General features: G+C 68.1%; 15 protein-coding genes. 9 read left to right on the top strand and 6 right to left on the bottom strand.

The features are described 5' to 3' along the window. The first annotated feature begins 45 nt into the window (after nt 1-45). From wecB to ABZX37_RS02360, 4 genes are read left to right on the top strand one after another with little or no spacing between them, the layout of a single operon-like run. Nucleotides 46-1,239: a UDP-N-acetylglucosamine 2-epimerase (non-hydrolyzing) gene (gene wecB, locus ABZX37_RS02375; RefSeq protein WP_354735176.1), complete on the top strand. Its 1,194-nt coding sequence runs from the start codon at nt 46-48 to the stop codon at nt 1,237-1,239. Further along, nucleotides 1,236-2,918 carry a DUF2334 domain-containing protein gene (locus tag ABZX37_RS02370; protein WP_354735175.1) on the top strand — a complete coding sequence of 561 codons (1,683 nt, stop codon included), beginning with the start codon at nt 1,236-1,238 and terminating at the stop codon, nt 2,916-2,918. Before wecB ends, ABZX37_RS02370 begins: the two co-directional genes overlap by 4 nt. 22 nt (nt 2,919-2,940) lie before the next feature. Beyond that, nucleotides 2,941-3,114 carry a hypothetical protein gene (locus ABZX37_RS02365; RefSeq protein WP_354735174.1) on the top strand — a complete coding sequence of 58 codons (174 nt, stop codon included), beginning with the start codon at nt 2,941-2,943 and terminating at the stop codon, nt 3,112-3,114. Continuing rightward, a complete protein-coding gene (locus tag ABZX37_RS02360) occupies nt 3,111-4,379 on the top strand; it encodes a glycosyltransferase (protein WP_354735173.1) in 1,269 nt (422 codons plus the stop codon). The genes ABZX37_RS02365 and ABZX37_RS02360 overlap by 4 nt, the downstream gene beginning before the upstream one ends. Nucleotides 4,380-4,385: 6 nt before the next feature. Here ABZX37_RS02360 and ABZX37_RS02355 read toward each other — a convergent pair whose 3' ends face one another. The 3 genes from ABZX37_RS02355 to pdhA are packed head-to-tail and all read right to left on the bottom strand — an operon-like array spanning nt 4,386 to nt 7,740. Then, a complete protein-coding gene (locus ABZX37_RS02355; protein WP_354735172.1) occupies nt 4,386-5,627 on the bottom strand; it encodes a dihydrolipoamide acetyltransferase family protein in 1,242 nt (413 codons plus the stop codon). Next, nucleotides 5,627-6,643, bottom strand: coding sequence for an alpha-ketoacid dehydrogenase subunit beta (locus ABZX37_RS02350; protein WP_354735171.1), 1,017 nt, complete (start codon nt 6,641-6,643; stop codon nt 5,627-5,629). Before ABZX37_RS02350 ends, ABZX37_RS02355 begins: the two co-directional genes overlap by 1 nt. Then, complete coding sequence (gene pdhA, locus ABZX37_RS02345) at nt 6,640-7,740, bottom strand: pyruvate dehydrogenase (acetyl-transferring) E1 component subunit alpha (RefSeq protein ID WP_354735170.1); 1,101 nt, start codon at nt 7,738-7,740, stop codon at nt 6,640-6,642. Before pdhA ends, ABZX37_RS02350 begins: the two co-directional genes overlap by 4 nt. Before the next feature lie 161 nt (nt 7,741-7,901). Here pdhA and ABZX37_RS02340 point away from each other — a divergent pair, with 161 nt between their 5' ends. Next, the gene (locus ABZX37_RS02340; RefSeq protein WP_037363909.1) at nt 7,902-8,333 is read left to right on the top strand and encodes an Lrp/AsnC family transcriptional regulator; all 432 of its coding nucleotides are present in this window, start codon (nt 7,902-7,904) and stop codon (nt 8,331-8,333) included. Between the two features lie 7 nt (nt 8,334-8,340). Here the strand turns inward: ABZX37_RS02340 and ABZX37_RS02335 are convergent, their stop codons facing one another. Together ABZX37_RS02335 and ABZX37_RS02330 are read right to left on the bottom strand one after the other, a co-directional pair. Further along, nucleotides 8,341-8,829 (bottom strand): GNAT family N-acetyltransferase, encoded by a 489-nt coding sequence (locus tag ABZX37_RS02335; protein ID WP_354735169.1) that lies wholly within the window; start codon nt 8,827-8,829, stop codon nt 8,341-8,343. A gap of 41 nt (nt 8,830-8,870) precedes the next feature. Next, entirely contained in the window at nt 8,871-9,593 is a 723-nt protein-coding gene (locus ABZX37_RS02330; protein ID WP_354735168.1) for a VOC family protein, read from the bottom strand. 151 nt (nt 9,594-9,744) lie between these two features. Between ABZX37_RS02330 and ABZX37_RS02325 the strand changes: the two genes are divergently transcribed. Continuing rightward, nucleotides 9,745-10,431: a GNAT family N-acetyltransferase gene (locus ABZX37_RS02325; protein WP_354735167.1), complete on the top strand. Its 687-nt coding sequence runs from the start codon at nt 9,745-9,747 to the stop codon at nt 10,429-10,431. Here ABZX37_RS02325 and ABZX37_RS02320 read toward each other — a convergent pair. Then, nucleotides 10,410-11,138 carry an alpha/beta fold hydrolase gene (locus tag ABZX37_RS02320; RefSeq protein ID WP_354735166.1) on the bottom strand — a complete coding sequence of 243 codons (729 nt, stop codon included), beginning with the start codon at nt 11,136-11,138 and terminating at the stop codon, nt 10,410-10,412. The genes ABZX37_RS02325 and ABZX37_RS02320 overlap by 22 nt on opposite strands. A gap of 165 nt (nt 11,139-11,303) precedes the next feature. Between ABZX37_RS02320 and ABZX37_RS02315 the strand changes: the two genes are divergently transcribed. Genes ABZX37_RS02315 through ABZX37_RS02305 form a run of 3 tightly spaced genes read left to right on the top strand, consistent with a single transcriptional unit; the run spans nt 11,304 to nt 14,330 of the window. Beyond that, nucleotides 11,304-12,074, top strand: a complete 771-nt coding sequence (locus ABZX37_RS02315) for an alpha/beta fold hydrolase (RefSeq protein ID WP_354735165.1) — start codon at nt 11,304-11,306, stop codon at nt 12,072-12,074. Beyond that, nucleotides 12,067-13,635 carry an acyl-CoA carboxylase subunit beta gene (locus ABZX37_RS02310; RefSeq protein ID WP_354735164.1) on the top strand — a complete coding sequence of 523 codons (1,569 nt, stop codon included), beginning with the start codon at nt 12,067-12,069 and terminating at the stop codon, nt 13,633-13,635. The genes ABZX37_RS02315 and ABZX37_RS02310 overlap by 8 nt, the downstream gene beginning before the upstream one ends. Further along, nucleotides 13,635-14,330: an acyl-CoA carboxylase epsilon subunit gene (locus ABZX37_RS02305; RefSeq protein WP_354735163.1), complete on the top strand. Its 696-nt coding sequence runs from the start codon at nt 13,635-13,637 to the stop codon at nt 14,328-14,330. The genes ABZX37_RS02310 and ABZX37_RS02305 overlap by 1 nt, the downstream gene beginning before the upstream one ends. Nucleotides 14,331-14,377: the final 47 nt, after the last annotated feature.

Below are 14,377 nucleotides of genomic sequence, written 5' to 3'. Positions count from 1 at the left end.
CTTTTTCCCGGGTCGCTTCCGCTCTCGCTGAAATGGAGTTCCGTGATGACCCGGGGTGACGCACCGGTGGTCTGGCTGATTGCCGGAACCCGGCCGGAGGCGATCAAAATGGCGCCGGTCGTGCAGGAGATGCGCCGGTCCGGACGGCTTGAGCCGGTGCTCGTCGCGACCGGGCAGCATCCGGAACTGGTCGACCAGGTGCTCGCGGCGTTCTCGCTGACCCCGGACCTGCGGCTCACCCTGCACCGGGTCGACGGCGGTCAGCCGGAGTTGTTCTCGCAGCTCGTCACCGGTCTCGACGCGCTCGCCGCGCAGCGTCCGCCCGCCGCGGTGCTCGTGCAGGGCGACACGACGTCCACTGTGGCCGGTGCGCTGGTCGCGTTCTGGCGCAAGATTCCCGTGGTGCACCTGGAAGCCGGGCTGCGCTCGTTCGACTTGCGGTCGCCGTTCCCCGAAGAGCTGAATCGGCGGCTGGTCACGCAGTCCGCGAGCTTGCACCTGGCTCCGACGCCGACGGCCGCGCAGAACCTGCGTGCCGAGAGTGTCGACGACAGCGTTCTTTTGGTCACCGGAAACACTGTGGTGGACGCGATTTCCCGGGTGACCGATCGAGGAGTGTCCTTTGCCGACACTGTGGTCGCCGATGTGGTCGAATCAGCGACGCGCGGCGAGTGCCGATTGGTTCTGGTGACTGCGCATCGCCGGGAGTCTTGGGGCGAGCCGCTGACTCGCATTCTGTCCGCTGTGGACACTCTGCTCGCGCGCCATCCGGACGTTCGCGTGTTGCTGCCGATGCATCCGAATCCGGCGGTGCAGGAGGCGGTCACTTCGGCGCTGGCCGGGAACCCGCGCGTGGTGCTTACCCCGGCGCTGCCGTATGAGCAGACTGCGGCGGCGATCGCGGCGAGTTCGCTCGTGCTGTCCGATTCCGGTGGGATTCAGGAAGAAGCGCCGACGTTCAAGGTGCCGGTGCTGGTCCTGCGGGACACGACGGAACGGATGGAAGCCGTCCACGCTGGTTGCGCGATGCTCGTCGGCACGGATGCTGAGCTCATTGTGGACACCGCGTCGAAGCTGTTGACCGATCCGGTGCAGCGGGCCGCGATGAACGCGCGCACCAATCCGTTCGGTGACGGCCGAGCGGCTGAGCGCACCGAGCAAGCCGTGGCCTGGTTGCTCGGTCTGGCCGCTGAAGCGCCGGAGCCGTTTGTTCCGGAGCTGGCCGAGGTTGTGCAGTGAAGCAACGGTTCCCGGCGTGGTTGCGGCTCGGGATCATTGTCGTCGCGGTGGTCAGCTTGGTCGGCGGGATCGTCGTGGTGGTCTCGGACGACGGCTCCGGTTCGGAAGCGGCTTCGCCGATTGAACCGGTTCTGCGGCAACCGAAAATCGGCCTGGCCGGTCCTGGCGGTCGTGACGATCGGCGCACGTTGGTGCTGTTCGATGACGGGCGACGGTTGCGGCCGAGTCCTCCTGCGACGCAGGTCGCCGAGGAGGCACAGGCCAACGCGATCCAGACGGCGAACTTGGTTTCCCGTTCCACCGCTTGGCGAATGCTGCCCGCCGCCGACTATCGAAGCGGCGAGCTGAACGAGTACCAGGCGGTCGTCTACGTCGGGACGGCCTACGACGCGCAGCTGCCGCCCGCGTTGCTGGACGACGTGAGCCGGACCCGGTTGCCGGTGGTGTGGATCGGCAGCAACATTTGGCAGCTGTTCGACCACTCGCCGACGCTCGCTGGAAAGTGGGGCTGGACGTGGGCTCCGTTCCGGGAGGACAAGGTCACGACGGTGTCCTATCGGGACACTGACCTGCGGCGCGATCCCAATGCCGGGATCGACGTCGTGGGAGTGCTGGTGACCTCTGCGAAGGCGAAGGTGCTGGCGCGGGCGAAGTCCGCTGATGGCGTGACGTCGCCGTGGGCGGTCCACAGTGGATCATTCACCTATCTCGCCGAAGTGCCGTATTCGTACGTCGGCGCGGGTGACCGCTATTTGGCGGCCGCGGACATCCTGCTTGGCGTGCTCGCGCCGGACGCTCCGGAACGTCGGCGTGCGCTCGTGCGGATCGAGGACATCGGTCCGCGGACGCCGCCTGCCGAAGTCCGGGCGATCACCGACTATCTCAGCGGGCGCGGCGTGCCGTTCTCGTTGGCGGTGTATCCGTACTACGCGGATCCGCGCGGGGAAGCGAATGGCGGCAAGCCGACGTTCGCGAGGCTGGTGGACAGCCCGGAACTCGTCGCGGCGCTGCGAGACGCCGTTGCACGGGGCGGGACCTTGGTGATGCACGGCTACAGCCATCAGTACGGCGAGACGGATAATCCGTACTCGGGAACCAGCGCCGCCGACTACGAGTTCTATCGCGCGACCGTTGACCACAAGGACAATGTGCGGCTCAGCGGCCCGGTTCCGGAAGACTCGCCGGAGTGGTTCCGCAGTCGCATCGCGACCGGGCTCGCCGAGTTCGACCGGGTCGGACTGCCGCGGCCGGACGCGTTCGAGTTCCCGCATTACGGCGGGTCCGCAGTGGACTATCAGGAGGCGGGCCGGATCTTCCCGATGCGGTACGACCGGGGCAGTTACTACGCCGGGCAGTGCGACGGCGGCCAATGCGGACTGACGGATGTGTCCTATCGCGAGGTATACGGCCAGTTCTTCCCGTATCCGGTCCGCGACGTCTACGGGACCGTCGTGGTGCCGGAGAACGTCGGCAACGTCGCTCCGGCCAAGTTCAACCAGCACGCCGCGCGCACTGCCGACGACATCCTGGCCGACGCGAAAACCCATCGCGTGGTGACCGACAGCGTCGTCAGTTTCTACTATCACCCGTTTCTCGGCGTCGACGACCTTCGGAAGGTGGTCGAGGGCATCGAGGGGCTCGGCTATCGCTTCGTGTCTCCTGCTGCCGTTGCCGCCTGAGTTTCTTCTGGAAGGAAAAGAAATGTCTGTCACCCGGGTCGCTCCCGCGGTCGTGTCCGCTGCCGCGATCGGTGTCGCGCCGTTCCACGGAGTGCTGTGGTTCGTCTTGACCGCGGTCGGTTTGATCGCGATGGCGTTCACGGTCCGCTCGGTTCGGCTGCGTACCAACGGGTCCCGGGGTCGGCACTCGGCATGACGCAGCCGTGGTGGTTCGTGCTGCTATTGTGCTGGTGGCCGGTGCACAACCTGGTGCTGGCGGCTTTTGCCTGGCGGGCGCCTCGGCCTGCTTCGGAACGCTCGTCCCGGCCGTTGCTGTTCTGGATTGTCATTCCGGCGCTGAACGAAGAACGCGTCATCGCCAACACGGTGCGGAATGCGTTGCGGCTGGGCACTCCCGAAACGCCGGTGCGAGTGCTGGTCATCGATGACGGATCCGACGACGGCACGCCGGAAATCGTCGCGGGCATTGCCGACGAACGGCTGCATGTTCTGCGCCGCGACTTGCCGCAGGCGCGGCGGGGCAAAGGCGAAGCGCTCAACGCGGGTTACCGGTACATCGACGCCATTGCCGAGCGGGAAGGCACCGTCTCGCAGACCGTCGTGGGCATCATCGACGGTGACGGGCGCGGCAGTGCCGGGCTGCTCACGGAAGTAGCGGCGATGTTGCGGAGCCGCGGTGTCGGCGCGGTGCAGTGCCGGGTGCGAATCCACAATAGACACCGGCTGCTGGCGTTGCTGCAGGATGTGGAGTTCGGCGCGATCGCGGATGCTTCGCAGTCGTTGCGCGATGTTCTCGGCAGTGTCGGGATGGGCGGCAACGGACAGTTCACGCGACTGTCGGTGCTGCGGAAGTTCGGACCGTCGCCGTGGAGCGACTGCCTGGTCGAGGATCTTGAACTGGGCCTGCGGCTGCATCTGGCCGGAGTGCGGATCCGGTACACGCAGCGGGCTTGGGTGACTCAGCAAGGGCTGGAGGACACGCGTCGGCTGCTGCGTCAGCGGACTCGGTGGGCACAGGGAAACCTTCAGTGCTCACGGCATTTGCGCAGTCTCGCGACCTCGCGGTTCATTGCCGGGACTGGGTTGTTCGACTTCCTGGTCTATCTCGTGGTGCCTTGGCTGACAGTTCCGCTGTCGTTGCTCGCGGCGGCGTTGCTGGTGATCGTGCCAGTGGCATTGCTGACTGGGAACTCGTTCGGCGGTTTGGTCGCGGAGACCGGGAACCTGGCGCAGGCGGTGGCATTGTGGCTGGTTGCGTTGCTGCTGCCCGGGATCATGTGGGCGATCGTCTACTTTGTTCGGTTGCGCGACGAACCGCCGCACCGCGCGTTGCTGGCCGGGCTGTGCTATCCGGCGTTCCTGTTGCTGGGTGTGCTGGCGACGTGGCGAGCGGTGTTCCGGATCGTCTTGAAGCGGAATGTGTGGGCGAAAACGGAAAGGCTGGCAGAGCTGCCAGCCTGACCGTCGTCACAGAGTGCGCAGCAGCCGCACTGGGTTTTCCATGCAGTCGGCGACGAAGCGCAGGAATCCGCCCGCGGTGCCGCCGTCGCAGACTCGGTGGTCGAACGCCAGCGTCAGCTCGGTGATCTTCCGGGCGGTGACCTGACCGTCCACAATCCACGGCCGGTCGATGATCCGGCCGACGCCCAGGATCGCGACCTCCGGGTAGTTGATGATGGCGGCCGAACCGTCCACTCCGAACACGCCGTAGTTGTTCACGGTGAACGTGCCGCCGGTGAGGTCGGCCGGGGCGAGCCGTCCCGAGCGGGCTTGTTCGGTGCGGTCGGCGAGTGCGGCGGACAGGTCCTCCAGGGTGTGCTGGTGCGCGTTCTGGACCACCGGGACGACCAGGCCGCGGTCGGTCTGCGCGGCGAATCCCAAGTGGACGGCGGACGGGATGACGATCTCGTCGCCTTCCAGATGCGCGTTCAGCTCGGGGAAACGGTGCAGGCCCGCCACGGCGAACCGGGCGATGAGCGCGAGCAGGCTGAGCTTCGGGGCGTGCGGATCGCTGTTGAGCGCGGTGCGCAGCCGCAGCAGTTCGGTCGCGTCGACGTCCACCCAGACGGTCGCCTCGGGGATCTCGCGGCGGGAGCGGGCGAGTTTGTCGGCGACGGTTTTGCGCAGGCCGCGCAAGGGGATTCGTTGCTCGTCGGGGGTTGCCGCCGGGGTCGCTGGGATTTCTGTGGCGGCGATCGCGCGTTCTACGTCCGCGCGGCTCACGATGCCGCCGGTGCCGGTGCCGTTGAGCGCGTGAAGGTCCACTCCGGACTCGCGGGCGAGGCGGCGGACTAGCGGGGACACTACGCGGATGCGGTCCGAAGTGGACTTTGGCGCTGCGGCCGGCGCTGAAGCTGGTGCCTTGCTTCCGCGCGGTCGCCTCGCGCGCCGGGTGCGGGTTTGGCTGGTGCCATAACCGATCAGGACATTCCCGCTGCCCTCCGGCGTGACGACACCAGGCTCGGTGAAGTCCGCCGCACTGTCCACAGTGATCAACGGACTGCCGACGGTCAGCACTTCGCCCGCTGTTCCGTGCAGCGTCGCGACCCGGCCCGCGAACGGTACCGGGACCTCGACGCTCGCCTTCGCGGTCTCGACCTCCACGACGGTCTGGTCGACGGTCACGGTGTCGCCGACCGCCACGTGCCACGCGACGATTTCCGCCTCGGTCAGACCTTCGCCGAGGTCGGGCAGCTTGAAGACGGCCATCACTTCTCCCCGTCGAGCGGTGCCGCGTCGTCCCACTGGAGGCGTTCGATCGCGTCCAGGATCCGGTCGACGCCCGGCAGGTGGTGCTGTTCCAGATTCGGTGCGGGATAAGGAATGTCGAACCCGGCGGCGCGCAATACCGGCGCTTCCAGGTAATGGAAACAATGCTCGGACAACTGCGCGGCGACCTCGGCGCCATAGCCGCAGAATCGGCTCGCCTCGTGCACCACGACTGCGCGGCCGGTGCGGCGCACGGACGCGGCGACCGTTTCCAGGTCGAATGGCGCGAGGCTGCGCAAGTCGATCACCTCGGCGTGGTAGCCCTCTTCCGCGGCGGCTTCGGCGGCTTCGAGCGTGGTGCCGAGTGCGCCGCCGTAGGAAATGAGGGTGACGTCGCTGCCTTCGCGGCGAATCACCGCTTTGTCGAGACCAGGCGAACGGCGTTGCGGGTCAACGGTTCCCTTTTCCCAATACCGGCGTTTGGGCTCGAGGAAAATGACCGGGTCCGGGCTGGCGATCGCCTCGCGCAGCAGGGTGTAGGCGTCGTCCGGCGTGGCCGGGGTGACGACGCGGAGTCCGGCCGTGTGCGTGTAGTAGACCTCGGACGAGTCGCAGTGGTGCTCGACGCCGCCGATGCCGCCGCCGTAGGGCACCCGGATAACCACGGGCAGTTCGACCTGGCCCTTGGTGCGGTTGCGGAGCTTCGCGAGGTGGCTGGTGATCTGCTCGAACGCGGGGTAGGCGAAGGCGTCGAACTGCATCTCGATCACCGGGCGCAGGCCGTTCATCGCCATCCCGATCGCGGTGCCGACGATGCCGGATTCGGCCAGCGGGGAGTCGAAGACGCGGGCGTCGCCGAAGCGTGCGGCGAGTCCGTCGGTGACGCGGAAGACGCCGCCGAGCGTGCCGACGTCCTCGCCGAAGACGAGCACGCGCTCATCCTCCGCGAGTGCGTCGGCGAGGGCGCGGTTGAGTGCGCCGGCGAGGGACAGTGTCGTGTCCAGAGTCGCGGTCATGCCTGGTCCTCGGTGTTCTCGTGCGCCAGTTCGGCGGCCTGCTGGCGCAACGCGGCGGTCGGTTCGGCGTAGACGTGCCGGAAGAGATCCGCCGGGTCGAGCTCGGTGTCGACGTTCATTCGCTCGCGCAACGCGGCTGCTTCGTCTTCGGCGCGCGCGTCGATCTCTTGCTGCGTCGTGTCGTCGAGGAGGCCGCGGTCGGTGAGGTATTGCTTGAGGCGGCTGATCGGGTCGCGCGTGAGCCACTGCTCCACTTCGGCCTTGTCGCGGTAGCGCGTCGCGTCGTCGGCGTTGGTGTGCGACTCCATGCGGTAGGTGATGGCTTCGATGAGCGTCGGTCCTTCGCCTGCTGCGGCGCGCTCGACAGCCTGCTCGACGACAGCGTGTACGGCGGCAGCGTCGTTGCCGTCGACGAGTACGGACGGCATGCCGTAGCCGACACCCTTGTACGCGAGCGAAGGCGCAGCGGTCTGCTTCTCGAGCGGGACGCTGATGGCGTAGCCGTTGTTCTGCACGAGGAAGACGACCGGCGCTTTCCAGACAGCGGCGAAGTTCAACGCTTCGTGCGTGTCGCCTTCACTGGTGGCACCGTCACCGACGAGAACGAGTGAGACCGTGTCCTCGCCCTTCACGCGTGCAGCGTGCGCGAAGCCGACCGCGTGCAGCGTGTTGGTGGCGAGCGGCGTGCACTGCGGAGCGACGTTCGCGCGGTACGGGTCGTAGCCGCAGTGCCAGTCGCCGCGCAGCAGCGTGAGCACCTCGACCGGATCGACGCCGCGCGCGACGACGGCCATCGAGTCGCGGTAGGTGGGGAAGAGCCAGTCCTGCGGGCGAAGCGCGAGGATCGAACCGATCTCGGCTGCCTCCTGGCCGCGCGCCGACGGGTACACCGCGAGCCGGCCCTGCTTGGTGAGCGCGGTGGCCTGGGTGTCGAAGCGGCGTCCGGAAACCATGCCGCGGTAGAGGCGGAGGAGGACGTCGCCCGCGGGCATCGCGAGCGCCGGGTCGGGCGTCGGCGCGCCGTCGGCGGTCACGAGGCCGAGCGGCTCGTCGCTGGGCAGGAAATAGGACGCGGCAGTGCGTTCCGTGGTGGTCACCGACAGCTCCCATCGACAAAGACGAGTAGGCCCTGATACTCGCTGTCGGGCGATCAAGGATCCAGACTTGCGCGGCAAGTGTGGAATGATGGCCGGGTTGTGGAGTACTGATTGGACGATTGGCTTGGGAGGTGGCGCGGATGTCCCAGCCGGGTGGACAAATGGCAGCGGCGCTCGACGAGGTCGACCTGAAACTGATCGCCGAGCTGAAGAAAGACGGCCGCGCCTCGATGCGCGCGCTGGCCGAACGCGCGCACATTTCGCGGGCCGGTTGCTACACGCGCGTGGAGCGGCTGCACCGCGAGGGAGTGATCACGGGGTACGCGGCCGTGACCGACCCGCGCCGGATGGGGCAGGGGCTGGCCGCGTACGTGTACCTGAAGGTCACGCAGAACTCGTGGCGCACGGTGAGCGCGGAGCTCAAGCACATCCCGGAAATCGAACACGGCGGCCTGGTGTCCGGGGACAACGACCTGATCCTGTTCGTGCGGACCCGCGACGCGGACAGCCTGCGGGACTTGGTGTTCGAACGGCTGCAGTCCATGCCGGACGTGCTCTCGACGCACACCGTGCTGGTCTTCGACGAGCTGTGAGCCTTCGTCAGGCAGCTTTGACCAGGTAGACCGCGAGCTGCAAGACGCCGGTCGCTTCGAACGGCATCGGCGTGCGGCGGTACCCGGCCCGTTCGTAGAGGGCGATGTTGCGTTCGCTGGACGCTCCGGTGAAGAGGACGAACTGCTTCGTCTCCGGCGGGGCGTGGCGCTCGGCGTGCTCGAGAAGGACCCGTCCGAGGCCGCGCCCCGCCAGATCCGGCGCGACCATCAGGCGGCCGATCTCCCAGCCGTTGTCCTCGACCGTGCGGGCGCGGACCGCGCCGACGAGCCGGTGTCCCTGCCGGACGACCCAGCTGTGCCAGGTGTTGATGGCCTCGCGGACCTCGGTCAGGTCTTCGGTCAGCGCGGGATGCTCCAGGGTGTTGTTGAGCAGGGCTTCCTGGACCCAGCAACACCGCTGGAGCACCATCAGTTCGGCCGCGTCGTCGGAGGTCGCTGGGTGCAGGGTCGCGCCGGGGAGGGTTTCGAGGTCCACCTGTCCTGTTCTAGCACCGGATTCAGGGCGATGGAGCCGGTTCAGGAACCCAGGACGAACTCCGCGCCAAACGGATCGCGGACGGTCACCATGCGCCCGTACGGGCTGTCCTGCGCTTCTATGACCTCGCCGCCGTGTTCGGTGGCCTGTTTGCCCGCCGCGTCGGCGTCGGTGACGAGGAACAGGGTGCCCCACGCCGACGCTGTGGCGGACGGGTCGCCGATGATGCCACCGATTTCGTGCCCGTCCGGGCGGCGGAGGAAGGTGAAGTCGACGCCGGCGAGGTCGTCGTTGCCGTCGAGGGTGAAGGCGAAGACCTCGCAGTAGAAGTCGCGCGCTGGCTTGGGGGCTGGCGTGACGAGGTCGTTGCGCAGCAGGGTGCCGGGTTCGTTGACGAGCCGGGCACCGGGGAGCTTGCGGCCTTGCCAGATTCCGAATCGCGCTCCGGTCGGGTCTTCCGCGACGGCGACGCGGGCGTGGTCTCCGTCGTCGTGGGGTTGGTCGAGGAGCTTGCCGCCGGCGGCGGTGACGGCTTTCGCGGTGACATCGCAGTCGTCGGTGGCGAGGTAGACCGTCCAGGCTGGTCGGGGGTCGGCCGCTTGGCGGAGGCCAGCGACGGGGAGTTCGCGCAGCAGGCAGTGGTCGCCGTCGAAGGTCCAGCCGAGAACGGCGCGGTAGAAGCGTTGCGCCCGGTCCAGATCCGGCACGGCGAGGTCGATCCAGGTCGGGGTGCCGAGTGGCTGGTTGCGGTCGACGGTGCTCATCAAGATCCCTTCGTCGGTGATGGCGGCGACGTTATGGCGGATTGCGGACAGCTCCGGTCCTCGGCTGCTCAGCATGTGGGAGGCAGTGGCCGGGTGCGGTTCGGCGCACGCATTCTTGATCGGGCACCCCGGATCGGAATGGCAGGCGAGAATGAGCACGTCCCCGCTCGAAAACCCCGCTTGGGCCGCGTTGAGCGGCCCGCACGCGTCGTTCGCGGAGCAGAAGGGGCAGGTGCTGCGGTATCCGGTGGACGTCTCTCCGTTCCTCGCCGTCCCGGACCATCCGGACGAGCGCGTGTGGCACGACATCGCCGACCTCATCGGTCCTGGCGCGTCGACGCTCGTGGTCGGCGCGGTCGGGACGCCGCCGCCCGCGGACTGGACGGTGGAGGCCGAGCTCACCGGGGTCCAGATGGACGGTTCGGCCGCCCCGGCGGTCGCCGACGCGGAAGCGGTGCCGCTGACCGAGGCGGACGTGCCGGAGATGCTCGATCTGGTTGCCCGGACGAAGCCCGGCCCGTTCCTGCCGCGGACGATCACGTTGGGCGCCTACTTGGGCATTCGCCGTGACGGCGCGCTGGTGGCGATGGCGGGCGAGCGGATGCATCCGCCGGGGTGGACGGAGATCAGCGCGGTGTGCACCGACCCGGCATTCCAGGGCCAGGGGTTGGCGGCCCGGCTGGTGCTGGCGGTGGCCGCGGGGATCCGGGAGCGCGGGGAACGGCCGTTTCTCCACGCTGCCGAGACGAACACCGGCGCGATCCGGTTGTACGAGAAGTTGGGGTTCCGCCTTGCCCGGCAGATGCAGTTCGGGGCTTATCGGGCTCCTTCGCGGTAGTCGGCGGTTCCGGCGAGGATCTCGGCTAGGTCCGTCGGCTGGAGCAGTGAGTCGATGTGGCCGACGGGCAGGGAGTGCACGTCGAAGGGGTTGCCCGGGGTGAGGGCGTCGGCTTCTTCGATGAAGTGGTCTTGCAACGCGAGGGGCACGCTGGCGTCCGCGGTAAGGCGGACGTAGCTGTGCGGGATTCCGCCCCAGGTCGCTAGGTCTACGACGTCGGTACCGGCGTCTCGGGATTCGTTGGGGTCGAGGGCTGACCGGGAGGCCACGATTTCTGCGCCGGTGTCGGGCGATCTGAAAGCTGGGGTGGCTAGGTAGTCGGCGGCCGTGCCGGTTACGCAGCACCAGGCGGAGACGTAGACGGTTCGGGCCAGCAGGTCTGGGACGGCGTTGGCGACGCTCGTGACGACGAATCCGCCGCGGCTGTGGCCGACCAGGATGACGGGACCGTGTTTGCGTACGCGGCGGACGGTTTCGGCGACGTGAGCGACGTTGTCGGCGTGCGTGATGCCAGCCGTCGGCGACGGTTCGTCGGCGAAGGCCGCGAGGTCTTGGGTCTGGTAGGCGGTGGAGAAGCCAGCGGTGCCGTGGCCGGGGAGGTCGACGGCGAGGCTGCGGTGGCCGCGCAGGGCCAGTTCGCGTTGGAGCGCGGTGAAGCAGCGTCCGGCGGCGTGGGAGCCGGGGACGAGGACGAACGTTGGCTGCATGCGAAAAGAATCCTTCGGTCTAGGGGGCCGGGCTCGACCGTCCATTGTGGATCTAGGGGGAGTTAGGGGTCGTTGCGCGCGGTGGGCGCGGTTACCGTGGGTCGGCGAAGAAGGATCCGTGGCCGGGTCGTCCCGGCGCAGACGTCGGAAAGGCGGTGGGACGACATGACGGGTAGCGCGAATTCCGACGAGGACAGCTGGTTTCGCCGCTTCCACACGTCGCCCGAGGCGAAGGCAAGGCTGGTGTGCCTGCCGCACGCCGGAGGTTCGGCTCCGTTCTACTTCCCGGTTTCGCGGGCGCTGACGCCGGACATCGAGGTGCTGGCGGTGCAGTACCCGGGCCGCCAGGACCGGCGGCACGAGCCGTTCCTGACCACGATCGACGCGCTGGCCGACCGGATCGCCGAGCTGCTGCGCGGGCGCGACGACCTCCCGCTCGCGCTGTTCGGCCACAGCATGGGCGCGATGATCGCCTTCGAGGTGACGCGCCGGCTGAAGGCCGCGGGCACCGCGGTGGACACGCTCTTCGTGTCCGGCCGCCGGGCGCCGTCGCGGCACCGCGACGAGAACGTGCACACCCGCACCGACGACGGCGTGATCGACGAACTGCGCCGGTTGAGCGGCACCGAAATGGACCTGCTCGGCGATGACGACGTCGTGCGGATGATCCTTCCGGTGGTGCGCAACGACTATCGCGCCGTGGAGACCTACCGGTACCAGCCGGGTGCGCCGCTGACGGCCCCGGTGGTCGCGTTCACCGGCACCGACGACCCGGTCGCCTCGGTCGACGAGGTCCGGTCGTGGGGGGACCACACCGCGGCGGGCTTCGAGCTGGTCCCGCTCGCCGGCGGGCATTTCTTCCTGACCCGCCACCAGGACGTGATTCTCCGGTACCTGACCGATCGGCTTGTCGACAAGGGGCGTGCACATGTCTGAGGCACTGGCGGTCGGATTCGACAGCAGGCTCGAGGAACTGCGGGAGATCAAGGAGGCCGCGCGACGCGGTCCCGACGACGCCGCGACCGCCCGGCAGCATGACCGCGGCAAGCTGACCGCGCACGAGCGCATCGAGCTTCTCCTCGACCCGGGCTCGTTCACCGAGATCGAGTCCTTGCGCCGGCACCGCGCGACAGCGTTCGGCCTTGAACACCGGAAGCCGTATTCGGACGGTGTGGTGTGCGGCTGGGGAACAGTCTACGGGCGCACGGTTTTCGTGTACGCCCACGACTTCCGCATTTTCGGCGGCGCGCTTGGCGAGGCACACGCGCAGAAGATCCACAAGGTGATGGACCTCGCCGCGGCGGCCGGTGCGCCGCTGGTGTCGCTCAATGACGGTGCCGGTGCGCGGATTCAGGAGGGCGTGACGGCGCTCGCCGGGTACGGCGGGATCTTCCAGCGCAACACCCGGTCTTCGGGAGTCATCCCGCAGATCTCGGTGATGCTCGGGCCGTGTGCTGGCGGTGCCGCGTACTCGCCCGCGTTGACGGATTTCGTGTTCATGGTGCGCGAAACCTCGCAGATGTTCATCACCGGCCCGGATGTGGTGCACGCGGTGACCGGCGAGGAGATCACCCAGAACGGCCTTGGCGGCGCGGATGTGCACGCTTCGACGTCGGGTGTCGCCGCGTTTGTCTACGACGACGAACCCAGCTGTCTTGAGGACGTGCGGTACCTGATTTCGTTGCTGCCCTCCAACAACAACGAGGTGCCGCCGGTGGAGCCGACGGCCGATCCGGCGGATCGTCGTACGGACAAGCTGCTCGAGGTGGTGCCGACGGACTCGGCGCGCGCGTATGACATGTGTGTCGTGATCGAGGAGATCGTCGATGACGGCGAGTTCCTCCAGGTGCATGCCGGTTGGGCGACGAACGTCGTGTGCGCCTTGGCACGGCTGGACGGACAGGTGGTCGGGATCGTGGCGAACCAGCCGGCGACGCTCGCCGGGGTCCTTGACATCGAGGCGAGCGAGAAGGCCGCGCGGTTCGTGCAGACGTGCGACGCGTTTAATATCCCGCTGGTGACGCTGGTCGATGTGCCGGGCTTCCTGCCCGGGGTGGACCAGGAGCACGGCGGCATCATCCGGCATGGTGCGAAGCTGCTGTACTCCTACTGCAACGCGACGGTGCCGCGGGTGCAGATGATCCTGCGAAAGGCCTATGGCGGCGCGTACATCGTGATGGACTCGCGGTCGATCGGCGCGGACGTTTCGCTGGCGTGGCCGACGAACGAGATCGCGGTGATGGGCGCCGAGGGCGCGGCGAACGTGATCTTCCGGCGTGAGATCAACGCTGCCGACGACCCGGAGGCGGTCCGGCGGCAGAAGATCAAGGAGTACAAGACCGAGCTGATGCATCCCTACTACGCGGCCGAACGAGGGCTGGTCGACGACGTGATCGAGCCCGGCCGGACGCGCGAGATGCTGATCCGGTCGCTGGCGATGTTGCGGGCCAAGCACGCCGACGTTCCGGCGCGCAAGCACGGGAACCCGCCGATGTGATGGCGGTCCGGGCTGCGCGTCGAGGAACGGGGGATGTGGTGGGGTCGGCTGGGGCGGTGGATCCGAGGCTGGGCGCGGAGGTTCTTGCCTCGGGCGGTGAGCCGGGCGGGGTGGAGTTGTCCGCTGCTCCCGGGCAGTCTGGCGAGCGGGGAAGCGTGCTGGCCGCACCTGCAGGTGCGGCCAGGGTGCATTCGCTTGCCTCACCTGCGGAATCTCCCGAAGATCCGGGCGGTTCGGCGGCGGGCCCTGCGGGGAGTGTGGAGTTTGCTCGCCGGGATCCCGTGGGGATGCACCGTGAACGGCGGGATGAGATTGCCGCGTCTGTAGGTGCGGCCAGTGCGGAGCCTCCTGCGATGCGGGATTTGGCTGACGGTGAATCTGATGGGGCGCATGATGGACAGGGTGCTGCGACAGCGGCGTGTCCAGGCGCGACCACGGTGGAGTTTCCTGCGGTGCAGGGGGATTCGGCTGGACTCGAAGCTGCTGGTGTGCGCGGTGAACAGCGTGCTGCGGCGGTAGCGCCCGCAGTACGTGTGGTGCGTGGGAATCCGGATGACGTGGAAGTGGCTGCGCTGTTGGTGGCGTTGGCCGCAATCGGTCAGGTTGCGGAGTCTGGGCGCGAGGAAATTGCTGTGCCGTCACCTCGGCAACCGTCGACAAGGTTTGTTCCGGCGACGAGCTGGCGGGCACGGTAACTTCGTCCGCGAATGAAGCGGAGGAGCGGGGCCCGCGTCGGCGCAGG

Source organism: Amycolatopsis sp. NPDC004079 (assembly GCF_040610415.1).
Taxonomy (GTDB): domain Bacteria; phylum Actinomycetota; class Actinomycetes; order Mycobacteriales; family Pseudonocardiaceae; genus Amycolatopsis; species Amycolatopsis halotolerans.
The sequence above is the reverse complement of the archived record's forward strand: the minus strand, read 5'-3'. Positions and strand labels throughout refer to the sequence as shown.

Bases quoted from the DNA above. Each gene is read 5' to 3' on its own strand.
- wecB (WP_354735176.1), top strand. From the start codon at position 46: ATGACCCGGGGTGACGCACCGGTGGTCTGGCTGATTGCCGGAACCCGG.
- ABZX37_RS02365 (WP_354735174.1), top strand. From the start codon at position 2,941: ATGTCTGTCACCCGGGTCGCTCCCGCGGTCGTGTCCGCTGCCGCGATC.
- ABZX37_RS02360 (WP_354735173.1), top strand. From the start codon at position 3,111: ATGACGCAGCCGTGGTGGTTCGTGCTGCTATTGTGCTGGTGGCCGGTG.
- ABZX37_RS02355 (WP_354735172.1), bottom strand. From the start codon at position 5,627: ATGGCCGTCTTCAAGCTGCCCGACCTCGGCGAAGGTCTGACCGAGGCG.
- ABZX37_RS02350 (WP_354735171.1), bottom strand. From the start codon at position 6,643: ATGACCGCGACTCTGGACACGACACTGTCCCTCGCCGGCGCACTCAAC.
- ABZX37_RS02340 (WP_037363909.1), top strand. From the start codon at position 7,902: ATGGCAGCGGCGCTCGACGAGGTCGACCTGAAACTGATCGCCGAGCTG.
- ABZX37_RS02330 (WP_354735168.1), bottom strand. From the start codon at position 9,593: ATGAGCACCGTCGACCGCAACCAGCCACTCGGCACCCCGACCTGGATC.
- ABZX37_RS02325 (WP_354735167.1), top strand. From the start codon at position 9,745: ATGAGCACGTCCCCGCTCGAAAACCCCGCTTGGGCCGCGTTGAGCGGC.
- ABZX37_RS02320 (WP_354735166.1), bottom strand. From the start codon at position 11,138: ATGCAGCCAACGTTCGTCCTCGTCCCCGGCTCCCACGCCGCCGGACGC.
- ABZX37_RS02315 (WP_354735165.1), top strand. From the start codon at position 11,304: ATGACGGGTAGCGCGAATTCCGACGAGGACAGCTGGTTTCGCCGCTTC.
- ABZX37_RS02310 (WP_354735164.1), top strand. From the start codon at position 12,067: ATGTCTGAGGCACTGGCGGTCGGATTCGACAGCAGGCTCGAGGAACTG.
- ABZX37_RS02305 (WP_354735163.1), top strand. From the start codon at position 13,635: ATGGCGGTCCGGGCTGCGCGTCGAGGAACGGGGGATGTGGTGGGGTCG.